Annotated in this window: 20 protein-coding genes; 7 read left to right on the forward strand and 13 right to left on the reverse strand. The window is 50.2% G+C overall.

Annotated features, from left to right (window positions below):
- Positions 1 to 197 precede the first annotated feature (197 nt).
- Both ABEW73_RS02530 and ABEW73_RS02535 read left to right on the forward strand, forming a co-directional pair.
- Positions 198 to 1,082, forward strand: a complete 885-nt coding sequence (locus ABEW73_RS02530) for an ATP-binding cassette domain-containing protein (RefSeq protein ID WP_430171981.1) — start codon at positions 198 to 200, stop codon at positions 1,080 to 1,082.
- Positions 1,082 to 1,870: an ABC transporter permease gene (locus ABEW73_RS02535; RefSeq protein WP_430171983.1), complete on the forward strand. Its 789-nt coding sequence runs from the start codon at positions 1,082 to 1,084 to the stop codon at positions 1,868 to 1,870. The genes ABEW73_RS02530 and ABEW73_RS02535 overlap by 1 nt, the downstream gene beginning before the upstream one ends.
- A 135-nt stretch (positions 1,871 to 2,005) precedes the next feature.
- Here ABEW73_RS02535 and ABEW73_RS02540 read toward each other — a convergent pair whose 3' ends face one another.
- The 5 genes from ABEW73_RS02540 to ABEW73_RS02560 form a co-directional block, all read right to left on the reverse strand.
- On the reverse strand, positions 2,006 to 2,803 hold the full coding sequence (locus ABEW73_RS02540; RefSeq protein WP_430171985.1) for a TetR/AcrR family transcriptional regulator: 798 nt from the start codon (positions 2,801 to 2,803) through the stop codon (positions 2,006 to 2,008).
- A gap of 145 nt (positions 2,804 to 2,948) precedes the next feature.
- Positions 2,949 to 3,308 (reverse strand): VOC family protein, encoded by a 360-nt coding sequence (locus ABEW73_RS02545; protein WP_430171987.1) that lies wholly within the window; start codon positions 3,306 to 3,308, stop codon positions 2,949 to 2,951.
- Positions 3,309 to 3,452: 144 nt separating this feature from the next.
- A complete protein-coding gene (locus ABEW73_RS02550) occupies positions 3,453 to 4,286 on the reverse strand; it encodes a carbohydrate ABC transporter permease (RefSeq protein WP_430171989.1) in 834 nt (277 codons plus the stop codon).
- Positions 4,287 to 4,302: 16 nt separating this feature from the next.
- Positions 4,303 to 5,193, reverse strand: coding sequence for a carbohydrate ABC transporter permease (locus ABEW73_RS02555; protein ID WP_430171991.1), 891 nt, complete (start codon positions 5,191 to 5,193; stop codon positions 4,303 to 4,305).
- Positions 5,194 to 5,291: 98 nt separating this feature from the next.
- Positions 5,292 to 6,692, reverse strand: a complete 1,401-nt coding sequence (locus tag ABEW73_RS02560) for an ABC transporter substrate-binding protein (protein ID WP_430171993.1) — start codon at positions 6,690 to 6,692, stop codon at positions 5,292 to 5,294.
- Between the two features lie 399 nt (positions 6,693 to 7,091).
- On the opposite strand from ABEW73_RS02560, the gene ABEW73_RS02565 reads away from it, so the two are divergent.
- Entirely contained in the window at positions 7,092 to 7,577 is a 486-nt protein-coding gene (locus ABEW73_RS02565) for a DUF1772 domain-containing protein (RefSeq protein WP_430171996.1), read from the forward strand.
- Here ABEW73_RS02565 and ABEW73_RS02570 read toward each other — a convergent pair.
- Complete coding sequence (locus ABEW73_RS02570) at positions 7,522 to 8,337, reverse strand: MerR family transcriptional regulator (RefSeq protein ID WP_430171998.1); 816 nt, start codon at positions 8,335 to 8,337, stop codon at positions 7,522 to 7,524. The genes ABEW73_RS02565 and ABEW73_RS02570 overlap by 56 nt on opposite strands.
- A 121-nt stretch (positions 8,338 to 8,458) precedes the next feature.
- Here ABEW73_RS02570 and ABEW73_RS02575 point away from each other — a divergent pair, with 121 nt between their 5' ends.
- Both ABEW73_RS02575 and ABEW73_RS02580 read left to right on the forward strand, forming a co-directional pair.
- Complete coding sequence (locus ABEW73_RS02575; protein WP_430172000.1) at positions 8,459 to 9,319, forward strand: Hsp33 family molecular chaperone HslO; 861 nt, start codon at positions 8,459 to 8,461, stop codon at positions 9,317 to 9,319.
- 111 nt (positions 9,320 to 9,430) lie between these two features.
- Positions 9,431 to 10,117, forward strand: a complete 687-nt coding sequence (locus ABEW73_RS02580) for a G1 family glutamic endopeptidase (protein ID WP_430172002.1) — start codon at positions 9,431 to 9,433, stop codon at positions 10,115 to 10,117.
- Positions 10,118 to 10,237: 120 nt separating this feature from the next.
- Here the strand turns inward: ABEW73_RS02580 and ABEW73_RS02585 are convergent, their stop codons facing one another.
- A complete protein-coding gene (locus ABEW73_RS02585) occupies positions 10,238 to 11,467 on the reverse strand; it encodes an amidohydrolase (protein ID WP_430172004.1) in 1,230 nt (409 codons plus the stop codon).
- Positions 11,468 to 11,498: 31 nt separating this feature from the next.
- Positions 11,499 to 12,185 carry an ankyrin repeat domain-containing protein gene (locus tag ABEW73_RS02590; RefSeq protein ID WP_430172006.1) on the reverse strand — a complete coding sequence of 229 codons (687 nt, stop codon included), beginning with the start codon at positions 12,183 to 12,185 and terminating at the stop codon, positions 11,499 to 11,501.
- A gap of 127 nt (positions 12,186 to 12,312) precedes the next feature.
- On the opposite strand from ABEW73_RS02590, the gene ABEW73_RS02595 reads away from it, so the two are divergent.
- Entirely contained in the window at positions 12,313 to 13,182 is an 870-nt protein-coding gene (locus ABEW73_RS02595; RefSeq protein ID WP_430172008.1) for a LysR family transcriptional regulator, read from the forward strand.
- Positions 13,183 to 13,266: 84 nt separating this feature from the next.
- On the opposite strand, the gene ABEW73_RS02600 is transcribed toward ABEW73_RS02595, so the two are convergent.
- From ABEW73_RS02600 to ABEW73_RS02620, 5 genes are all read right to left on the reverse strand, one after another.
- Positions 13,267 to 15,117, reverse strand: a complete 1,851-nt coding sequence (locus ABEW73_RS02600; RefSeq protein ID WP_430172010.1) for an ABC transporter ATP-binding protein — start codon at positions 15,115 to 15,117, stop codon at positions 13,267 to 13,269.
- Positions 15,101 to 16,876 (reverse strand): ABC transporter ATP-binding protein, encoded by a 1,776-nt coding sequence (locus tag ABEW73_RS02605; protein ID WP_430172012.1) that lies wholly within the window; start codon positions 16,874 to 16,876, stop codon positions 15,101 to 15,103. Before ABEW73_RS02605 ends, ABEW73_RS02600 begins: the two co-directional genes overlap by 17 nt.
- Positions 16,877 to 17,236: 360 nt before the next feature.
- Complete coding sequence (locus tag ABEW73_RS02610; RefSeq protein WP_430172013.1) at positions 17,237 to 19,294, reverse strand: HelD family protein; 2,058 nt, start codon at positions 19,292 to 19,294, stop codon at positions 17,237 to 17,239.
- A 203-nt stretch (positions 19,295 to 19,497) separates the two neighbouring features.
- Positions 19,498 to 19,743, reverse strand: a complete 246-nt coding sequence (locus tag ABEW73_RS02615) for a hypothetical protein (RefSeq protein ID WP_430172015.1) — start codon at positions 19,741 to 19,743, stop codon at positions 19,498 to 19,500.
- A 213-nt stretch (positions 19,744 to 19,956) separates the two neighbouring features.
- A complete protein-coding gene (locus tag ABEW73_RS02620; protein WP_430172017.1) occupies positions 19,957 to 20,715 on the reverse strand; it encodes an MBL fold metallo-hydrolase in 759 nt (252 codons plus the stop codon).
- 124 nt (positions 20,716 to 20,839) lie between these two features.
- On the opposite strand from ABEW73_RS02620, the gene ABEW73_RS02625 reads away from it, so the two are divergent.
- Positions 20,840 to 21,271 carry an Lrp/AsnC family transcriptional regulator gene (locus tag ABEW73_RS02625; RefSeq protein ID WP_098748274.1) on the forward strand — a complete coding sequence of 144 codons (432 nt, stop codon included), beginning with the start codon at positions 20,840 to 20,842 and terminating at the stop codon, positions 21,269 to 21,271.
- The last annotated feature ends 19 nt before the right edge of the window (positions 21,272 to 21,290 follow it).

Below are 21,290 nucleotides of genomic sequence, written 5' to 3' on the forward strand. Positions count from 1 at the left end.
CCTATAAGAGCCTGACTTGATGTTTTGTTACATCGCGTCAGGCTCTTTTTTATGCCCCGACACCCTATCCTCCTGTTATCATCATGCAATTCCAAACGCAAAAAAATCGTATTGCACAATAACTGTTTATGAAATATACTAATTATCAATTAAACTGTTTACTATATATACAATAAATTAAGGGAGATGTGCTGACAATGAATAACTATGCTGTTGAGATTCGGCAACTTCGCAAAAGCTTTGGGCACCAAACCGTGCTGGACGGGATCGACCTGAGCGTGCCGCAAGGAAACGTATTTGCTCTTCTTGGTCCTAATGGGGCCGGCAAAACAACCCTGATCAACATCCTGTCCACATTGGTGACGCCCGATGCCGGCAGCGTGAGGATTAACGGATATGATCTCCGCCATCACAAGCAGGATGTGCAGCAGTCCATCAGTCTGACCGGCCAATTCGCTGCGGTCGACGAAGTATTGACCGCGGAAGAGAACCTGCGGATGATATGCAGGCTATCCGGTCTATCCGCAGTGGAAGCGCGCCTGCGAACCGCCGAACTGCTCGAACAATTCGATCTCGCTGCTGCTGCCGCCAAGCGCGTGAAGACGTATTCGGGCGGGATGAAGAGACGGCTTGATCTTGCGATCAGCCTTGTCGTGTCACGGCCCGTGCTGTTCCTGGATGAACCGACCACGGGACTGGATACACGCAGTCGCCGTACCCTGTGGGATATCATTCTACAATTGAAGAGCCAGGGCATCACCATACTGCTGACCACGCAGTATTTGGAGGAAGCGGATCAGCTCGCGGATCGGATCGCGGTCCTGGATGGCGGGCGAGTCGTTGCTGAGGGAAGTCCGGCCGAGCTGAAGACCCGGGTCGGAGGAGAAGTGCTGGAGCTCCGTAACGAACACGACGAGGTGATTCACAGGATTCCGACAAGCGGCAGCATCGGGGACGTCGCGCAGACGCTTCAAGAGTTCACTCGCCTGATACCGAATGAGACGCGCGTAAGTCTTCATAGACCGAATATGGATGATGTATTCCTGTCGCTAACCGACAAGAAATTGGAGGAAATCATATAATGAGAGCAACCGCTTCGAATACAAAAACAACGTCCTTTGCGGTCACCCAGACCGTCTTTATCGGTCGCAGCTTACGTCACAGCATCCGGAACGCAGAGGCGATGATTACGGCAATGATGCTGCCGATCATGTTGATGCTGCTGTTCACCTATGTATTTGGCGGCGCCATTGATCCCAGCGGACAGTATGTAGACTACGTGGTGCCGGGAATCATTCTGCTATGCGCAGGTTTCGGATCGTCCAGTACGGCCGTCGATGTCTCCCAAGATATGACCAATGGCATCATTGACCGCTTCCGGACCATGCCCATTCAAAGCATGAGTGTCATTACAGGACATGTGGTAGCCAGCCTTGCCCGAAACATGCTGGCGACTGGCGTCGTTATCTCTGTGGCTCTGCTCGTTGGATTCAGGCCTTCAGCCGGACTTCTGGATTGGATTCTCGCCATCGGCTTGATCGCGCTCTTTATCTTTGCTTTCACCTGGCTTTATGCCGCCATCGGCCTCGTTGCAGGCAGTCCGGCAGCAGCCAGCAGCTATGGATTTGCCCTGCTCTTCCTCCCCTACCTCTCCAGCGCCTTCGTTCCTACCGAGACGATGCCGACATGGCTGCAAGGGGTCGCAAGCAATCAACCGATCACGCCGGTGATCGAGTCCATTCGTGGGTTGCTGACGGGAGGTTCCATCCAGGGTCATATCGGCTGGGCAATTGGATGGTGTCTGTTCATCCTTGTCGGGTCCATAGTATGGAGCATGTGGACGTTTAAGAGAAAAGCCGGCCGACGCTAAATATGCATACGCTAGATAAAAGCCCGCTTTGGGCCTAATCAACCAGCAAAAAACCGATCCTCATGCGAGGATCGGTTTTTTACTCAGCTGCGGCACTCTCTTATCGACCACGGCGTGTAACTTTGACCGATAAAATTACTTGTCCGACTTTCCAGGCTGTGTCTTTGCCTGGAGATAATGATCAATGCCGTCCAAAATGCGTTCTAACCCGAAATCAATGTCGCTGCCGATAGGGTTCTCTTCCTGATTCTCTTCCGTATAGACCCCCGACATCACAACCGGATGCAGGAACGGAAACCGCTCCGGCTTCACAAGCTGTTTCAGCGCTGCCGTATAATCGATTCCGCTGAACTGTTCCGGGGTGGAGCCTGCCTGTATGGCGCGGTCCATATCCCGCTGCATCATGCCGCTTGATCTAGCATAATTGCTTAACAAGAGAATCAATGACATCCGCTCATAATCATTCAGCGGGAGATCCCTCATGAACCGCAGACCCCAATCGATAAATCGCAGATTGTTCGGCGTAATGGGAATACCCGTAATCGGAATGTCTCCAAACCAAGGGTGATCCCGGAATACCTGCATCGTCGATTTGACGTAGACTCGCATATTCTCGCGCCAGTCTGCAGAATCTTCCGGCGGAATCGGAATATCGCACACGGCATCCTGCATCAGGAGCAACAGGTCATCCTTGCTGGAAATATACCGGTACAGGGACATGGCAGTAAAACCCAAAATGGATGCGATCCGATTCATGGAGACCGCCGGCAGCCCTTCCTTATCAGCAATGTCGATGGCCGTCTGCACAATCTGCGGCAGGCTCATCTCCCGTTTCGGTCCCCGCTGCGGCGGCTTTACCAATCCCCAGCTCAGAGCCGCCCCTCCGGGCAGCTTGGATCCAATATCCGGATCCATATTCTCATCGTTTGACATAAACAGTGTATCCTTTCTGCATCCTAGCTTCTGATGTCATTTGATAATTGTTTATATTATAAACAGTATATCATATGTGTTCATCCTTATGTACAGGGTAGAATATGAGCATGCATGGGAGGATACCAGCTTGACCCACATATACTCAATCATGTGACAGATGCATCAAAATGTTGACCAGCTTCCCGAACGGATCGCGGACAAAAAAGCGTCTTACTCCCCAAGGCTCATCAACGGGTCCATATTCAATGGAAAAGTCTGCCCGCCTCATCGCATCCAGCACAGCCTCTAAATCATCCACTTCGATCGACAGATCCGGGACGGGCGTGCCGCCACCTCCCTCGGAAGCAAAGCTGATCTGTATGCTCATCCTCTCCTGCGAGCCATAAGTGGCAATCCACCCATGATCCATTAATATATCCAGACCCAGCACATCTTGATAGAACGTCTTGGCTGCGGCGACATCCTTCGTTGCGACATTTGCAACAATTCGTTTAACTCCCAACTTGTTCTCCTCCATTCAACATGCTAAGGATATCATTGCATATATGCTGTACGCGCCATCATATAACTACACGACTAAAGTATAACAAATCCTTCCAACAAAAAAAGCTGTTGAGGTTTCACTCAACAGCTTAATCGCTAGCCCCTATCCCTTCGTTCCGCCCTGCAGTCCGAAGCCCTTGGACATGAACTGCTGGGAGAGAATGTACATGATGATTGCCGGGATGGCGTACAGCACCGAAAAGGCGGCCAGGCTGCCGTAATCGACCATGCCATACTGCCCGAAGAACTGATAGAGCTTCAGGGAAGCCGGGAACTTCTCAGGCGATTGCAGCAGGATATACGGAACGAAGAAATTGCCCCAGCTGCCCGAGAAGGTAAATATCGCCACCGTACAAATACCCGGAACCATCAGCGGTGCCACCACCTTGCGCATTCCCGTAAACACCGATGCGCCGTCCACCCAGGCGGCTTCCTCCAGATCGCTCGGCACGGAATCCATGAAATTCTTCATCATCCAGATCCCGTATGGCATGGATGACGCGACATAGAACAAGATGACGCCCAAAATATTGTCATACAGCTTCAGCCCCAGGAACAGCTGGTACACAGGCACCATAACAGCCGTAATCGGGAGCGATGTCATAAACAAAATGGTCAGCATAAAGGGCTTCTTATATTTCATCTGATAACGGGATAGCGGGTAAGCCGCAAGCAGCGCCAGAAGGACAACCAATACGGCTTGGCCAAGCGACATCACCAGACCAATCAGATAAGCGCGCTGGTTCTCGCTGCTGGTAATCACCTCTACATAGTTTGCGCCGGTAACCTTGCTGGGCATCTTCAGCGATTGCATCGCATTCGGATCGACGGAAGCCACAAGCACCCAGAGCAGCGGTAGCACAAAGCAAATGCCGATCCCCGTAAGGATCGCGTACGGCAGAATTCGATAGGTTAATTTACGTTGTTTGGCATTCATATGATCTCACCTCTGGTTACTCTTTCATCGACCTGATATACAACAGGCTTAACACAATCCCGATCAACAGCAGCAGCAGCGAAATGGCGGTTCCATAGCCTAATTGATAGTTTACAAACGCCTGATTGTACATAAAAATCGGCAGGGTTGTCGTGGAGTTGCCCGGACCGCCTCCGGTCATCGCATAGATGAGCCCGAACACCCCGAGCGTCTGCAGCGTAACCAGCATCATGTTCGTTGTAATGGTGCTTTTGATGTAAGGGAGGATGATGCGCGTGAAGATTTTCCACTTGGAGGCCCCATCCACCACCGCCGCTTCTTCGATTTCGTTAGGCACATCATCCAGCGCAGCTTGAAATACCAGCATCGAGAAGGCCGTGCCGTGCCAAATGTTCGCAAGAATGATCGTCAGCATCGGGACGGTAAACAGCCAGGTCACTTCCGAAAATCCAAAAAAAGTGATAATCGCATTCAGCGTGCCTTCATCCCCGAAGAAGCTGTACAAGCAAAGGGCGCACACAATCTCGGGCGTCACCCAGCCCGCAAGCACAATTGTTCCAATCACCCGCCGAAACGTCTTGTTCCTCTGCTTCATCAGCAGCGCGATCAGAAATCCCAGCACCTGCTGCCCGATCACCGCCGAGCCGATGAGGAAAACCAACGTGTTCCATATACTGATTCGAACCGTAGGGTCCTGGAACATCCGGGCATAGTTGTCAAGACCTATAAACTTAAGCTCCCTCGCCGCTTCGCCGGTTAACGCCAGATTGGTGAAGGAATAGAAGAATGTTAACAGAATCGGATATATAAAAAACACGAGCATAATCGCGATTGAAGGAAGCAAAAAAAAGAGCCAGGTATACGTTTTTCTTCGTTTCGGGTAAACGTCCACGGACAGACTGCTCATGTGTTTTCTCCTTCCATGCAATGATCTGAAAAACCGCTTGCCCAAGCCTCCGCAATGAATGGAGCGCTTGAGCAAGCCGGTTCTGTGCGTATAGCCGATTATTTCTCTAAGATATGATCCACTCCGACAATGCGGGTGACGTCCTGCGCATATTTATTCATGGCATCTGCAGGCGATGTTCCCGTTGCCACGGACTCCACCATCGTCTGGATCTGTGTCGACACTTCCGGATACTTCTCCTGCGCCGGTCTGAATTCTGCATTCTGCAGGTATTCGGTCGCGATTTCATTGAACGGCATTTTCGTATATTCCGGATCCTTGGCAACATCAGCACGTACCGTGATATTCCCCGAGGACATGACAAGCTTCTGCGTATTTTCCTTGTTTAACGCATACTTGATAAATTCCCAAGCCTCGTCTTTGTTCTTGGAGTTGCTTGGAATCGACAGCGCCCACCCTCCGGCTAGCGTAATCGACCCAGGGTCCTGCCCTTGGCTGGTCGGCATCGGCGCGAAGCCGAGCACATCTTTGTATTCAGGCCATGGCGCCGCGCCTGATTCCATATAGTTGCCCGTGATCCAGGATCCATCCAGCGAAATCGCCAGCTTGCCCTGCGGCAGGTATTCGCGGGAAGCCGTGTTGCCTGCCTGACCGTTCAATACTTTGGAGAGCGGCGGTCCGAGCTTCTCTTTATTGACCGTCTCCACAAAGGTCAGCGCATCGAGAATACCCTGGCTTTTCGTAATCCATTTGCCGCTGGCATCGTCATACAGCCTTTCGCCCGTTCCGTAGAGCAGCATTTCATAGGTTTGCATGGAGGTTGCTTCGCCTGTAGCCTTACCCATGTTCATCCAGATCGGCACAACGTCAGGTGCCTTCTCCTTGATCGTTCGCGCAGTGCTTAAGACCTCCTCCCAATTCTTAGGCTGCCAATCCTCTGGAAGACCCGCTTGTTTAAAAATGTCCTTATTGTACCAGAGGCCCCTGGAATCCGTATTGTACGGTACGCCATACACCTTGCCATCGCTGGCGGTGACCCCCTTCTTCATCGCTTCAATGAAGGAACCGTTGCCCCAGTCTTCCCATGCTGCCAATTTATCGTCAAGCGGTTCCAGATAACCTGCGCTTGCATCAGAGTTCAGGATAAAGGTGTCCTCTGTCACGATATCCGGCGCCGTATCTTTGGACTTGAGCGCCAAGGCCACCTTGGCAAAATAATCGCCTTCCGATGCCTGAATCGGTGTCGGCTTAATCTCTACGCTTTTGTCGGGGTAGCTAGCCGATACTTCCTTGAGCCATTTATAGAACGCTCCGTTCTCGCCGATTCCGTCATCCCGAAACGTCACGGTAATGATTTTCTTGGCTGTCTCTCCATCCTTTCCCGGCTCCGGCTCGCCGGTATCGGCTGGGGTTCCCTTACCCCCGGTACAACCGAATAACAAAGAAACGCTTAATAAAGCCGTCGTTACTAGCCAAAAACCCCTCTTGCCTGACTTCATACGAATCCCTCCTTTTGGCTGCAGCAATTTGATATATTATCCAAATTTTGTATACGCTTACGAGAGCGTATATATAACTCTATTTTGAAAATAGTGGGGATATTCTGAACTTTTTTTCGTGACAAATAGGCCACTCCATTTGAAAACGACCTGCAACAGCCATTCCTTCTGCATTTTCTCATCGTATTCTTTATTTTCATAACGGGTGGAACAATGAACTAATTACCAGAAATAGAAAATATTAATATAAAGTTTCGAGTCTATTGATTGATTATAATTTCCTGCATGTTTAGGTCTTTACTTTTGATGGAAATCCAATTATATTTGTATGTACAAACAATTAAATGAATATACTGGAACTATATCAGTAATAACCTATGACATTGGAGGTATCCATCCATGAGTGACCGCTTGATTTTTTTGTTGGCTTTATTCTCGGTAACAGGATCGGGACTCATAGCCGGGCTGTTTTTCGCTTTCTCGTCTTTTATAATGACAGCGCTAGCCCGGATTCCCAATGAACAGGGGATTCATGCCATGCAGTCCATCAATGCCACCATTCTCAATCCTTTGTTCGGCACATTGTTTACAGGTACTGCATTAACCAGTATCGTGCTTGCGGTCTTATCCATCATGCGCTGGGGGGAACCCGGCTCGTTGTACTTGCTTGCCGCCAGCCTGCTTTATTTAGCGGGATTCATCGTAACGATGGCGTTCAACGTCCCGCTAAACGACGCACTGGCCGCGGTTGACCCAGGTAGCGGTGCCGGAGACGAGGTATGGATTAACTACCTGAGACGCTGGGTGCCATGGAATCATGTACGAACCATCACTTCTTTAGGAGCGATGATCCTGTTTGTTTTTGCCTTACGGCATCTCCCTTAACGTCCACCGCTTGTTTGATAAAATTGTACAATTCTCCGTCCATCCCATAGGATAATGCATCATCCGGATACTCCGCATAGTACTGCTCTGCTGAATGAATAAACTCTTCATTTATATGAACCCATGACGACATCTTTTCACTCCAAATCTTCGCCAATATCCTCACCTCGTCCTCATGTGGTGCCATGCCCTTCTCATATAACCTTCGAAATTCGGAAAGAAGCCGAGCCCCTTCAGCCTGCAATTCCTCCAGTTCGTTTTCTTTCACCAGGCTGAACCATTTCTTCATCTCTTCGGATTGCGGTGCTTTAAAATGCCGACTCTCCGTCATCCTCATCAACAGAATCGCCATCAATAAACGCTCACTAGACACGTGTTCTCCTGATAGGAACAACTTATCGATTCCCTCGATTCGACTACGCAGCTCCGTCAAAAATTCGATTTGATCGTTCAATTGAGCGAGCTGAATATCCATCATATCTCTAAGAGAATGTCCCGATTCATTCATGGTTAATTTGATATCCTCCAATGAGAATCCTAACTGCTTCAAGGTCATGATTTGATGCAGTTTAGCTACGTCGTCTTCGGTATAGAGACGGTGACCCGCTTCCGTATTTTCCGAGGGGGAAAATAGCCCGATTTGATCATAATGGTGCAGCGTTCGAACGGTTATCCCTGTGCGCTTCGCAAGTTCACCGACTTTCCAATTTCGCTTACGGATACGATCCCCTCCCAAGAATAGTTGAACGATTCGACTCAATCATAATGTAAGAAGCTTTGTTCCCTCTTGCACCTGACGCTACGTCAGGAATTATACTGCAAATAATACGATCCAACTACTTTTCAACAGTAAATACCATCAGAAAGGACTGTAGGATTCAATGCAGAATGGAAACTTCGTACTACAAACTTTAGCCTACAATCATCAAGTGCGCATTTTGTTTGTAGAGAATACTGAACTTCTTAACGATATGTGCCATCCCCCGTCGATGCACAAACTGCTCAAAACAGCATGGGGACAAACCATAACCTCCGCTTGTCTGATTATAGGAACACTAAAAGACAACCAAAGATTAAGCTTAAAAATCAAGTTTAGTAATGCGCGTCATAAAATTTTTGCTGATGTAGACAGCATGGGGAATGTACGGGGATACCTCAGTGATGAACTGGTACACATAACCCCGGATCAGCTGAATCATATACATCTTAAACAAATAGTCGGTGATAAGGGCAGCATTCATATAACGAAGGATTTAGGCATGAACAGCTTGTTCACCGGAATTACGGATATGCCTTATCGTAACATCATAGATGACTTGTCACATTACTATCAACAAAGCGAACAAACATCCACCGAGTTCTACAGTTATATCCAATTTAATGAGAACGATAAAATTGTTTTAAGTAGAGGCATCATGGTTCAACTTCTTCCCGGCTGCCCCTCGCATCGGATTCAGCAGATAAAAAAGGAGCTCAGAATGCATCAGTACATTTTGGCGGATAAATCCAACGGTCTCATGCAGATACCCGGCAAGATTTTCAAAGACATAGAGATTGTCGGGAGCATCCCGATTCAACATTTCTGTGGCTGTTCAAAAGAAGGGTTATACCCCATACTTCATTCACTAGAAAAGAAAGATTTGAAGTACGCTGTTATGAAAGCAGAACCGATTGAACTTGTCTGCCATATTTGCGGCAGCAAATACGATTTCGAGCCCCATGAAATTGCCGGACTCCTCTAGCTCTCTTCATGGGTACACCAAGATCTAAACAAACTTTCTAACAGAAAACCCATACCAAATCTACCGATTCTTCATTAGATATACTATCAATCTAGTAAAGGCGGTGAAGATATGGGGATTCTCACGATAGATAAGTGGAATCACGCATGCCAACTTGACACTTCAGCCAAGCCGCGTCGTAACATCGGATGGATTTCAAGCAATTGGAGCGGATACAGCGTCACAGGAAAAAAAGGGGCCTTCAAACGGATATCCGCCAAATGGAATGTGCCGTTTGTTCGTCCAAGCCGTTCAGCGACCTATTCCTCTGCATGGATCGGAATCGACGGGTTCCGCAACAGCAATCTGATACAGACCGGAACGGGTCATGAATTCATAGACGGCAAGGCTTACTATTATGCATGGTGGGAGATTCTCCCCGCCTCGGTTACGATCATTCCACTGCCGATTCAGCCGGGTGACCGCATGCATGCCAGCATCACCAAGCGCAGCGGTTCTAACTGGTTAATCTGCCTTCGAAACATATCCCGGAACTGGACCTTTCGAACATTACAACGCTACAACGGTCCGCAGACTTCTGCGGAGTGGATCGTTGAAGCACCACAAATCAATGGCGCACTTGCCACAATGGCACGGTTATCTCCTGTCGTCTTCTCCCGTTGTCGTGTCAATGGGAAAAGTCCAAAACTCACAGCCGATGACGGTGGCATTATGCTTCAAAATTTAAGCGTTACTTCCATACCTTCCAATCCGAACAGGGCAGGAGACCGGTTCGTTGTCAAAAGTGTTCCTCAATAGAGTCTTGACCTTCAGGCAGCGTAAAGGATGATCCTCATGATGATACGGAGCAGCTGTAAACCCCATAACCAACAACAGCCGCTGCACACCGGAAAAGTCCGGCAGGCAGCGGCTGTTTCTTTAACATGATTCGTAAACTGGCTTTCCTTTGAACAGCACGGCCCGGCGGCGTGACCGTCTGGCAACGGCTTCTGCGGAGCAGCTGGCTTCTACAATCACCGCATCCGCCGCATCCCCAACGTTAGGCCAAGCATAGCGACCGTTCTGGTCTAACGGCGTCACGCCTCCCGTAATAAACCCGAGAGCCTGTCCGAGCGAACGCTCATCGGACATATGGAAGCGTTCGGCCAGCGTGCCCGCTTTGTCCAGGTTATCCCCTTTGCCGAACGGGGACCAATGGTCCATTATGCTGTCTTGCCCAAGCGAGATATCTACGCCGCGGCGGTGCAGCTGCGGGATCGGAATGGTTCGGCCAAGCGGTACGGAAGAGGTGACCGAAATACCCAGATCCGCCAACCGTATCGCCACTTCATCCACTTCGCTTGGTGAGACGTCCGCGAAAGCTAGCGCATGGCTAAGCGTGACTCTCCCGTTCCAACCCGCTTCTTCTGTAAGATCAGCCACGCGCTTAAAGGTATTCAGCCCGACATGCGACGACTCATGCAGGTGCAGGTCAATGCCGGCGTTGGCTTCAACAGCCAGCTCCATCACGGTGTTCAGTGATTTTTCCATATTCTCATCCACCGTTGTGGGATCCAGACCACCAACAAGCGCTGCTCCGTTCCGGAGCGCATCCCTGACCAGGGATACGGACTGGCTGCGAAGCAAGCCGTGCTGAGGAAATGCTACAATCTCAACAAAAGCTTTCTCCTTGTACCCTTCAACCGCCTGTAAGGTGGCCTCCAAATTTCTCAAGCCGACAACAGGATCCACATTGCAATGGGAGCGAATATGGGTAGATCCGTAGCGCAGCAGCAGATCAAGCAGTCCCTCCGCTCTTTCCTTGGCGGTGGGAAGAAGCTCCGGAAGCAGCCTCTCTTCCTCCTCGATTCGGCTGAAGATCCCGTGAGCCGGACGGCTCGGTGCCTTCCATGGGCCTCCATAATAGGTTTTGTCCAGGTGGATATGCATATCCCTAAATGATGGGAGCATCAGATCCCCGTTCATGTCCCGTGTCGGCAATAATGTATCAGGCAAAGCATCCGCAGGGCGGATCTCGGAGAAAGCTCCATTCTCTATTTTCACATGAAAAAGCCCCGTTTCGGTTCCGATCACGACGTCATCCTCGTAGCGGTAACCCGTCTCCAGACGGACATGCAGCAGCCAATATGCAGTGCTCTGTTCATTCATAGCGTTCATCCCTTTCTCGCTTATACCTGCCTTATTTGCCTTGCTCTTCGTTTATGGCGTCCAGTAAGATGCGCTCGATCTCTTGGTATCCCCGCTCCCTGGCATGCTGCAGGGGAGTTACGCCATTCCCGTCGAGAAGCCCAGCGTCCGCCCCATGCTCCAGCAACAGCTTCACGATGCGCTGATAATTCTCACTGCCGTCACCGAGAATGACAGCCTCCAGCAGCGCGGTCCAGTTCAAGTTATTCATATGGTTCACATCGATGTCGGTCCGGGTCAGCAGCTCTTGAACAATCTCCACATGTCCGCGGTCGGAGGCCGGTATGAGAGCCGTCCCGCCATAACGGTTGGTCAATGTCACATCCGCATCGGCTTCGATCGCCAACCGTAAAATGTCCATCATTCCTTCTGCACCGGCATACAAAAATACATTATTCAGTTGCTGATCTCGAATATTGATATCAGCGCCAGCCTGGATCAAAGCCTCTACCGTTCCGACATGATTGCGGTAGGTTGCAGCCATTACCGCTGTTCTTCCCTGCTCATCCGTCGCATTGATGTTTGCGCCGGCTTGAAGAAGCTGGCGTACTTGCTCCGTATTGCCTTGCTCGGCATATTCAATGAGTTCACGATCCATATTCTGCACCTCTTCTTTCTCCGGATTAGGTTGACAGGACGACAGGAAAAGGATCAATAGAATCGCTGATAAACGCAGCACTCAATGCTCCCTCCTCTTTCTATCGTGTATATTGGTATGCTAACATGAGACAGAACCATATGAAAAATACTTAAAAAATTGAATTTACTAAGGTTTTTCATATACAAGAGGAGGGTTGTTTCAACCTATGGACATCAGACAGCTCCGGTATTTTATTGCCATCGTCGAGGAAGGTACGATCTCGCTTGCCGCCAACCGGCTTCATATATCCCAGCCGCCTCTCAGTCAGCAGCTGAAAGCGATGGAGGAAGAGCTCGGGTCCGTCTTGGTATATCGTAGAGGCAAGCGGCTCGAAATCACCGAATCAGGTAAAACACTGTATAAATATGCGCTCCAGATGACCCAGCTCATGGAAGAAGCCAAAGCCGAGGTTAAAGAGGTCGGGAACGGTGATAAGGGAACACTGAGTCTTGGCATCAATACATTATCTTCGGTAGAACTACCGTCATGGCTGCAGGAGTTCAAAGCAAGATATCCCCAAGTTTCATATAAAATTCAGCAGAACGAGTCGTATCAGCTCTGTGAGCTCGTGAGAAACCGGTCGCTCGAATTAGCGATCGTCCGCCTGCCGCTCGAATTGGATGATTTCTCGATCCTTCATCTGCAGACGGAGCCTTTTTATATGCTCACCTCTGAGCCATCCATCGAACAAGAAATAACCCTCCCTCATATTGCGCAGTATCCGCTCATTCTGCCAAGCACGGAAGGATTGGGCGTGTATTATACGATCCAGATGGCATTCTCGGAACAGAAACTCCAACCGAACATCGCAGCCGAATGCTCCGACATTTCGCTGTTGCTGCGTTTGGTCGCTTCGGGTTTTGGCGTGGCGATTGTTCCCGAAACGCTGGTCAAGCAGCATTTGCCAGCATCGGTTCATGCCTTCAAAATCAAGGACACCCCGGCTGCGGCTTCCACAGCCTTGATCTGGTTGAGGGATCATCACGTCTCCAGAACGGCTCTGAACTTCATTGACTTGTTGACATGCGCCTTATAAATACGGCTACCATAATCAGCCGCTCCATAAAAAAGAGGACAGAGCTAATGTAAGCCCCGCCCTCTGGCAAAGAATCTGACGCCGTTATCTTGTACGATACAATGAATCGGCAGCCTCATGCTCCTGCTTCTGTCCTTGGGAGTGAAGATACAGCTCCTCATAATACCCATGGGAGTCCAGCAGTTCCTGATGCGTGCCTTGCTCCACAATCCGCCCTCTGCTCATGACCAAAATCCGGTCCGCCCCCATGATGGTAGATAGGCGATGGGCAATGACAAGGGTCGTTCGCCCCTCCGCCACGAGTTGAAGGGCGTTTTGGATCAGTTGCTCCGTGTGCGAGTCCAGATTGGCCGTCGCTTCGTCAAGAATGAGAATCTTGGGCTGGAACACGATAATCCGGGCGAAGGAGATCAGCTGCCGCTCACCGGCGGACAAGCCGCTGCCCCGCTCCGACAACCGGGTATCATAGCCTTCCTTCATCCTCATGATGATCGAATCCGCACCGATAAATCGGCAAGCCTCGATCACCCGTTCCCTCGAGATGGTCTCATCGAACAACCGTACATTGTCCAGCACCGTGCCGGAGTATAGATACGGCTCCTGCTGAACAAGGCCTACCAGCCGGTGCAGATCGGGCTGTGCCAGCTCCCTAATGTCTATTCCATCAATCCGAATGCTTCCTTCGTTCACATCATAGAACCGGCACAGGAGACTGATGAGCGAGCTTTTTCCCGCTCCGGTGGTTCCGACGATCCCGATCATCTCTCCGGGGTTGATATGGAGATCCAGGTCCTGAATGACCGGCGCCCCGCCTTCGTAACCGAACGTGATCCGGTCAAAGTCAACGCGTCCCTCAACTTTTGCTTTCTCAATGGTCACCGGCTTGCGTTGGTCGGTAACCTCTGGCTGAATCGCCAGGAGACCCCATATCCGATTAATCGCCACCGTCGCCGATTGCAGCGTATTCCACTGCTGGGTGATCGTGTTGATCGGCTGGAAGAATAAACGGATATACGTTATAAAGGCATACAGCACGCCGAACTCCAGCGTCGTCCCCAGGACGGCTTGTCCGCCGAGCCACGTCACGAACGCAATCGCCAAGTTGTTCAATATTTCGTAGGAGCGGTTAAACAGCACATTCGTCCGGATCTCCCGAATGTTGGCCTTGAAATAAGAGCCGTTCCGTTCCTCGAACTGCTTCTCCTGCTCCTTCTGCTGATGGAACACTTGAATCAGATTCATCCCCGATAGATTCTCGGCTACAAAGGCCACCAGCCGGGATAACCGGGTTCTGGCCATCTGATAGGTGTGGCGCATATAACGCCGAAACGCAATGGCGATCCCCGCAATGATCGGCAGCAGGATCAAGCAGTATAAGGTCAGCGTGACATCCAGCTGAAACATCAAGACCAGAATGAAGATCAAGGTGAAGCCGTCGCGGAACAGGCTGAGCAGCACCTGGTTAAAAAACTGATTAATCGCTTCGGTATCACTGGACACATGCGTAATCAAGCTGCCGCTCGGCACTTTATCGAAATAAGACATCGACAGCTTGGAGATATGGGCAAACAGCCGTTTGCGAATGCTCGCTACAATGCTCTGCCCCGCCTTTTGCAGCAAATTATTTTGCAAATAGGTGAACACCATACTGAGCAGCGATAACAAAAAATAAATACCGCATATGACCATCAGGCTTCGAAAATCGTTCTTGCCGACCATCAGATTATCATCGATTGCGATTTTCATCAGGTACGGCTGCAGCAGCTCTGCCGATATGGCAATCAAGGTGCAGCCGATAAACCCGGCAAAGATCAGCCGATATTCCTTCATATAACCCGATAAAGCACGGAATGTGGATATATACTTGGGCTTGGACTGAGGAGCATTCAGATCCGCCTTCTGGTCCAGCTGCCAATTGTTAATGGCCTGTGCCATGATGCCTCATCCCCTCTTCCTGAATGTCATGCAGCGTCCGGTACAGTCCGTCCTTCGACAGCAGTTCTTCATGCGTACCCCGCTGAACAATCTCTCCCTGATCGAGGACGATGATCTCATCGGCATGTTTCAATGCACTGATCCGGTGGGCAATAATGATCGTGGTCTTCCCAGCGCGGATATCCCGGATCGTCTCCATGATTTCGGTCTCCGTCACCGCGTCGACAGCGCTTACGCTATCATCCAGAATGAGGATAGGTGCATCCTTGATCATTCCCCGTGCAAGGCTTGTCCGCTGCCGCTGACCTCCGGAAAGCGTAATGCCGCGCTCCCCTAGGCGGGTTTCGAACTTATCCGGAAACTCCGCGATGTTGTCATACACCCGTGCTTTTCGCGCTGCTTCCTCAACGACAGCCGACTCCGTGTCCCGTTTAAAGAAGGCAATATTCTCGCGGATGGTCGAACTGAACAGGAAGCCATCCTGGGGAACATAGGCGATCCCTTCGCGAAGGCTTTTTAATGTAAGCTTCCGAATATCCATACCCCCGATCAGCACTTTCCCCGGAGGCGGGTCATAGGTACGCAGCAGCAGCTTCATCAGCGTAGTCTTGCCGCTTCCCGTTCGGCCAATGATGCCCAGCGTCGATCCAGGCGGAACATTCAATTGAATGCCGCGCAGAACCTGTCTTGCCCCCTCCTCTTGACCATTCACATCATCGTAGGAAAAGGATAAATCACGCACTTCGATGCCTGGAATCACCTGATTCAGCTCCATGGCGCCAGGCAGTTCCTTAATGTCGGCCTGCTTGCCAAGCAGGCCGTTCAATCGGTCAAGCGAAGCTCTCGCGCGCTGAACGACATTAATGACATTGCCGATCTGCTGCAGCGGATTCATCAGCATGCGAATGTAAAGCGTCAATGCGACAAAGTTTCCGACCGTAATGCGTCCCAGAATCGTCAGATAACCTCCGAATAAGAGGGCGATAATGAGTGAGGTGGCACCCAGAAACGGAATGATCGATTGAAAGAGCGATGACACGCGAACCAGCCGCAGCTGCTTGTCCCGGATGCGGTCCACCGTCGTCCCAAAGCGCCGCTTCATCGTGTCTTCCACCGCGAACTTCTTGGTGACACGGATCCCGCCAAACTGCTCCTCTGCGGATTCTGTCATCAAACCCAGCGCTTCCTGTACCTGCAGCGATCTTCTCCTGATAATCGGCCCGAGCCAAACGACAATTACCGGAATCAGCAGCAAGGGAGCAATGCTCGCAGCCACCAGATACAGCGGTACGTTCGTTATCAGCAGCATGACGATCGTGGAGACCAGCAGGATGGAGGAGTTTGCCGTCTGATTGATCCCCATCGAGATCGCTTCCCTTACTGTCGTCACATCATTCATGAAATAACTTAGCAGCTTGCCAACACCATTCTTGGAATAAAATCGCTCACTGAGCCCCGTAAAGTGGACAAACAATCGGCGCCGGTTCATAAATTCGAAATACCGTCCCGTGTACATCACCAGAAACTGGCCGATGCCGCCGATGACGGCAAAGCCGACGCCGATTCCCAGCAGCGTCCAACTGTAGCGTACGATGCCATCGACAGACAATAAACCATCCTTCAGTTCATCCGTAAAATGGCCCAGCACCCTTGGGAAATTCACCTGAATGATGTTGGCTACCAAATGGCAGCAAATCGACAATACATAAAACGGCCACGTCTTCCTGAAAAAATCTCCGAGTATTCGATGAGAGTCCAATATCCCATATCACTTCCTGTCCCGTTATTGGATTGATTCGCCCGTTACGTTCCTCCTTCCATACGTTTGCTGTGATACTCCCATATTAATAGCTTCTAGAAATAAATCAGTCCTCCTTCCTAACCGGCATCAAATTTAGACATACTATATAAGTTGAACTAAAGATTCTCAGCCCGAGCATCACTACTATACGGATTATTCTTCCGATCGCTGTTGCCCCCAGATTTTTATCAATCCATTAAAAATGGTTGAAATGTAATTTCACTCCAATCATCTAAAGAAAAAAAGCCGCAAACATCGGTCGCGACTTTTTCAAAAAGTGTTCCTATGGATGACGCTATCCTGATTTTCGGCTCCCGCTCACACGGCCAACCAAGGTGCCGGCTCGCCCGAATAGGTCAGCGATAGCTTATGCATGGCCCGGGTACAAGCAATGTAGAGTAAGCTTCGATCCATCTCGGAGCGATAGTTTTCGGCGTCCGCAAAAGGAACGATAACCTGATCGAATTCCAGGCCCTTGGCCATATGGGCGAAGGTGATCGTTATCCCATCCTGAAAGCGGTCGCTGCTAAAATCGAGCAGATTCACGCTGCCCTGAAGCCCCCTGATGGACTCATACACCTGCCGGGCCTGCAAAGACGTTTTGCATAGGATCCCCATCGTCTGCATTCCGGAATCTAAAAAGCGGCGGCTAAGATCTTGTATGAACTCCAGTTCCTGCCGGGCGTCATGACACCGGATCACCTGCGGTTCTTCTCCATGCCGCTCCACGGGAATCATGGTGCTGCCCGGATGGATCCGCTTCGCAAGTCCCATGATCTCCAGCGTGGAGCGATAGCTTTTTAACAACTCAATCGTATCGGCATGTGGAAACACACCCTTGATATCATGCAGTGAAGTGGACGTATATACGTTGACCGACTGATTGCTGTCCCCAAGAATCGTTTTTTTGCACGAAAACCATCTGGAGAGTACGGCATACTGAATCGGTGTATAATCCTGCATTTCATCGACCAGCAGATGCTTCACCATATCGTATGACGTGCTTCCCTCCAAATACATTTTGAGATACAGCAGCGGAAAAACGTCCGCATACTCGATCGTGTTCCTTCCGTTCATGATGAACATATCCGGTTTGTTCCTATGCGAGAAGAATTCCTTGTACATGCTGAGGGCATTTTGAAATTTGAACATTTTCTTGATCGCGGTTTTGACTTTTTTGGCTTCTGCGGCTGTCAGCCTCTCTCCATCCTCCGTACGAGCCCGGCCTGACAGGATGGAGGTCGTCTTCTCCAAGCGCTGCCTGAGCGGCATGGTCATGATGCCAAGGTAAATGTCCCTGATCTCCGAAGCCACAATACATACGCCCTTCAGCTGAATATCCGCAGGCAGGAAGAACTGCTCATCGGCATATTTCATATAAGCCTCCAGCTCGTGCACAAAGTGCATGCCGGCCTTATACCGGATCCGTTCAATGACCTGCTCGTCATGGGCGCTCACGATTTCGTCCACCTGTTCGGAGAAGGTCTGAAACTGACATAATCCTCCCAGCTCTTTGGCAGCAAGCTCCTCCATCGTAACCTCCATGATTTTCTCTTCGCCAAGCTCTGGCAGAACGTTGGATATATAATCGGAGAACACTTTATGGGGGGATATAATGAGCACGTTGCTGGAAGTCAAGGTCTCCTTATGGCGGTACAACAGAAAAGCTACCCTGTGCAGAGCCACTGAGGTTTTGCCTGAGCCTGCCGCCCCCTGTATGATCAGCTCATTCGCGGTTTCGTTTCGTATGATGGCATTTTGCTCCTGCTGGATGGTAGCCACAATATTTTTCATCTTCTCGTCCGACGTGCTGCTGAGCTCCTTCTGCAGAACGTCGTCATTGATGTTCATGGAGCTCTCAATCATATATTCCATATGACCGTCTTTGATTTTGTACTGCCTTTTGACGGTAATTTCGCCTTGTATCCTGCCCATGGGCGCTTCATACGACGCAGGACCGACATGGTAATCATAAAACAAGCTTGCCACCGGCGAGCGCCAATCATAAATCAGATGCTCCTGACTCTCCGAGTTCGTGAAGGAATGGATGCCAATATAATAGGCACCTTCTTCCATTCGTTCATTCGTTCGGAAATCGACCCTGCCAAAATACGGCGAGGCGAGCAGTTTCCGAATCTTTTGCAGCCTGGCCACCGTCTTCTCTCCCGTATCAATCGACAAGGAGATATCAACCCGGTTGGCCGCCCGTTCTGCCGCATCCAATTGGGCCATGTTCACCCACAGATATTTCTTCGCTTCAATGATATCCTTGTACGAATCAGACACCTTCCCCTCTAATTCCTCCGATGCTCGATGAAGCTCCTTTAATACAAACGCTAGATATTCCCGCTCTTCGCTTTCGCTTGGATTCAGCATTCGGAAATTCCCCCTCTTTGCTAAAGAATAGCTTTAAGTATAGGGGTTTCCCGAAAAAAATATAGACTTATACTTTCCGTTGTAGTATTGTGTATTTATCGTGGGTCCAAAAATACCTATACGATTCACATCAACCATAACGACGATACATAGATGAAAAACCAGGCTGCATGCTCATGCAAACCTGTTTTTTTTTGTGCCTCTTACCGCTCGTTTTTTGTCTGATACAGATACAGCGTAAGTGGGGCGAAAATAGCGATAATCACCACACAGACCCCGATTCCGATCAAAATCACAGGCATGGTTGCCGTGCCGTTCATCAGTCCTCTGACCGTGGTTGCCGCCATGCTGATCGGGTTCAGATCGATGAGCATGCCCGTCCATTTCGGCATCGTCGACGAATCTACCAGAATGTTGCTCGCAAACAGCAGCGGGTATATCGCGATCATGCTGGACCCCGATACCGTCTCCGGCCTCCGCCGGGATAGGCACTCGCAAAGATTCGGTCTTCTAACAGCAAGAAGGGGGCCTCCCGCAAGATCTAAGATCTTTTGGGACAGCCCCCCTGCATAGAGATTATATCATGTTCGGACTGCCTCGAAACTTCTGAAACCATCGGCCGACAGCTAGCTTTTCCCTCTGCCATGCCGAGCTGTTGCGTATTACGCTTTCCATTCGACCCATTCGCCATCCTGCGGAATTTCAATTTGTGCGCGCAGACCTTCCGCTGCCAGACGACCAGATAACTCCTCTCTTGTCACAAGACAGTGGTTGATGGCTTCCATATGGACCGCAACCGCCTTCGTATAGGGAGCATGACGCAGCAGTTCGATCACATCGTCCTCATCCATGATGATCGGATCTCCTGTGAGAAACCGGGCACCGCCGGCGTTGACCACCGTCATATCAGGCTTGTGGGCATCCAAAACTTCTTTCACTTCATCACACCAGATGGTATCGCCTGCGATATACAGGGTCGGCTGTCCTTCTGCTTTCAAAATAAAACCGGATACCTGCCCCATCATCTGACCGATCTCACCCGTGCCATGATGACCGCCGGTTCGGATTATCGTAACCCCTTCATATTCCAGGGTTTCCTGAACTGCCGTTACGGACGCAAAGCCTTGCGATCCCAAGGTATCCTCATCCCCTGGTTGACACAGGATCGGTGTCGTCTTTGGCAGTGCATCCATAGCAGCTTGATCCCAGTGATCCAGGTGCAGATGCGTAACCAGCACCACGTCCGGATGAAGCTTGTCAGCCATGGAGAACGGGAGCGGTACAAGCGGATTCCGTCTATCATTCGCGGAGTTGATGACCGGCGGGTTCGCCTTGGCATCGCTAAACATCGGATCGACCAGCAGTTCAAGATTGGCATACTGTATTCTTAACGTAGCATTACGTATAAGCTGAAGTTTCACTTTCATTTCCCCTTTGTTTCATTTAATATGGTTCTGAACCTATTATAGATAATGCTAATATTCCCGCCTACAGCTTCGTGAAAGGAATTAGGGGAACTCACTTTCATCGTGAAAGGAAATGACCATGCCAAGCGCTCATGAACTCGACGAAGTCGATCTTCGCATATTACATCACCTGCTGGAGGATGCAAGTCTGTCTCACAAAGCCATCGGACAGCAGGTACATTTGACAGGTCAAGCCGTCGGGGCCCGTGTTCGGAAGCTGCAGGATCTAGGTGTCATTGAAGGCTTTACGCTGCGCTGGAATCCGGACAAAATCGGTCTGACGGTCCATGCGTTTATTACCATGTTCATGGTGTTAAACACGGCTCATTCCGCCTTTGTATCCTTTGTTCAGTCACATGACATGGTCGCCGAAACCCACCGCGTCAGTGGTGAAGGCTGTTATTGGTTAAGAGTACGAGCCAGCTCACCCAAAGAATTGAATGACTTTCTGGAAGAGCTTCTGAAATACGGCAATTATAAAGTCAGCCTATCCATTGATCAGGTGAAATAAAAAGAAGCCGCGGATCCAC

This window comes from Paenibacillus lautus, from assembly GCF_050482385.1.
Taxonomy (GTDB): Bacteria; Bacillota; Bacilli; order Paenibacillales; family Paenibacillaceae; genus Paenibacillus_AQ; species Paenibacillus_AQ lautus_B.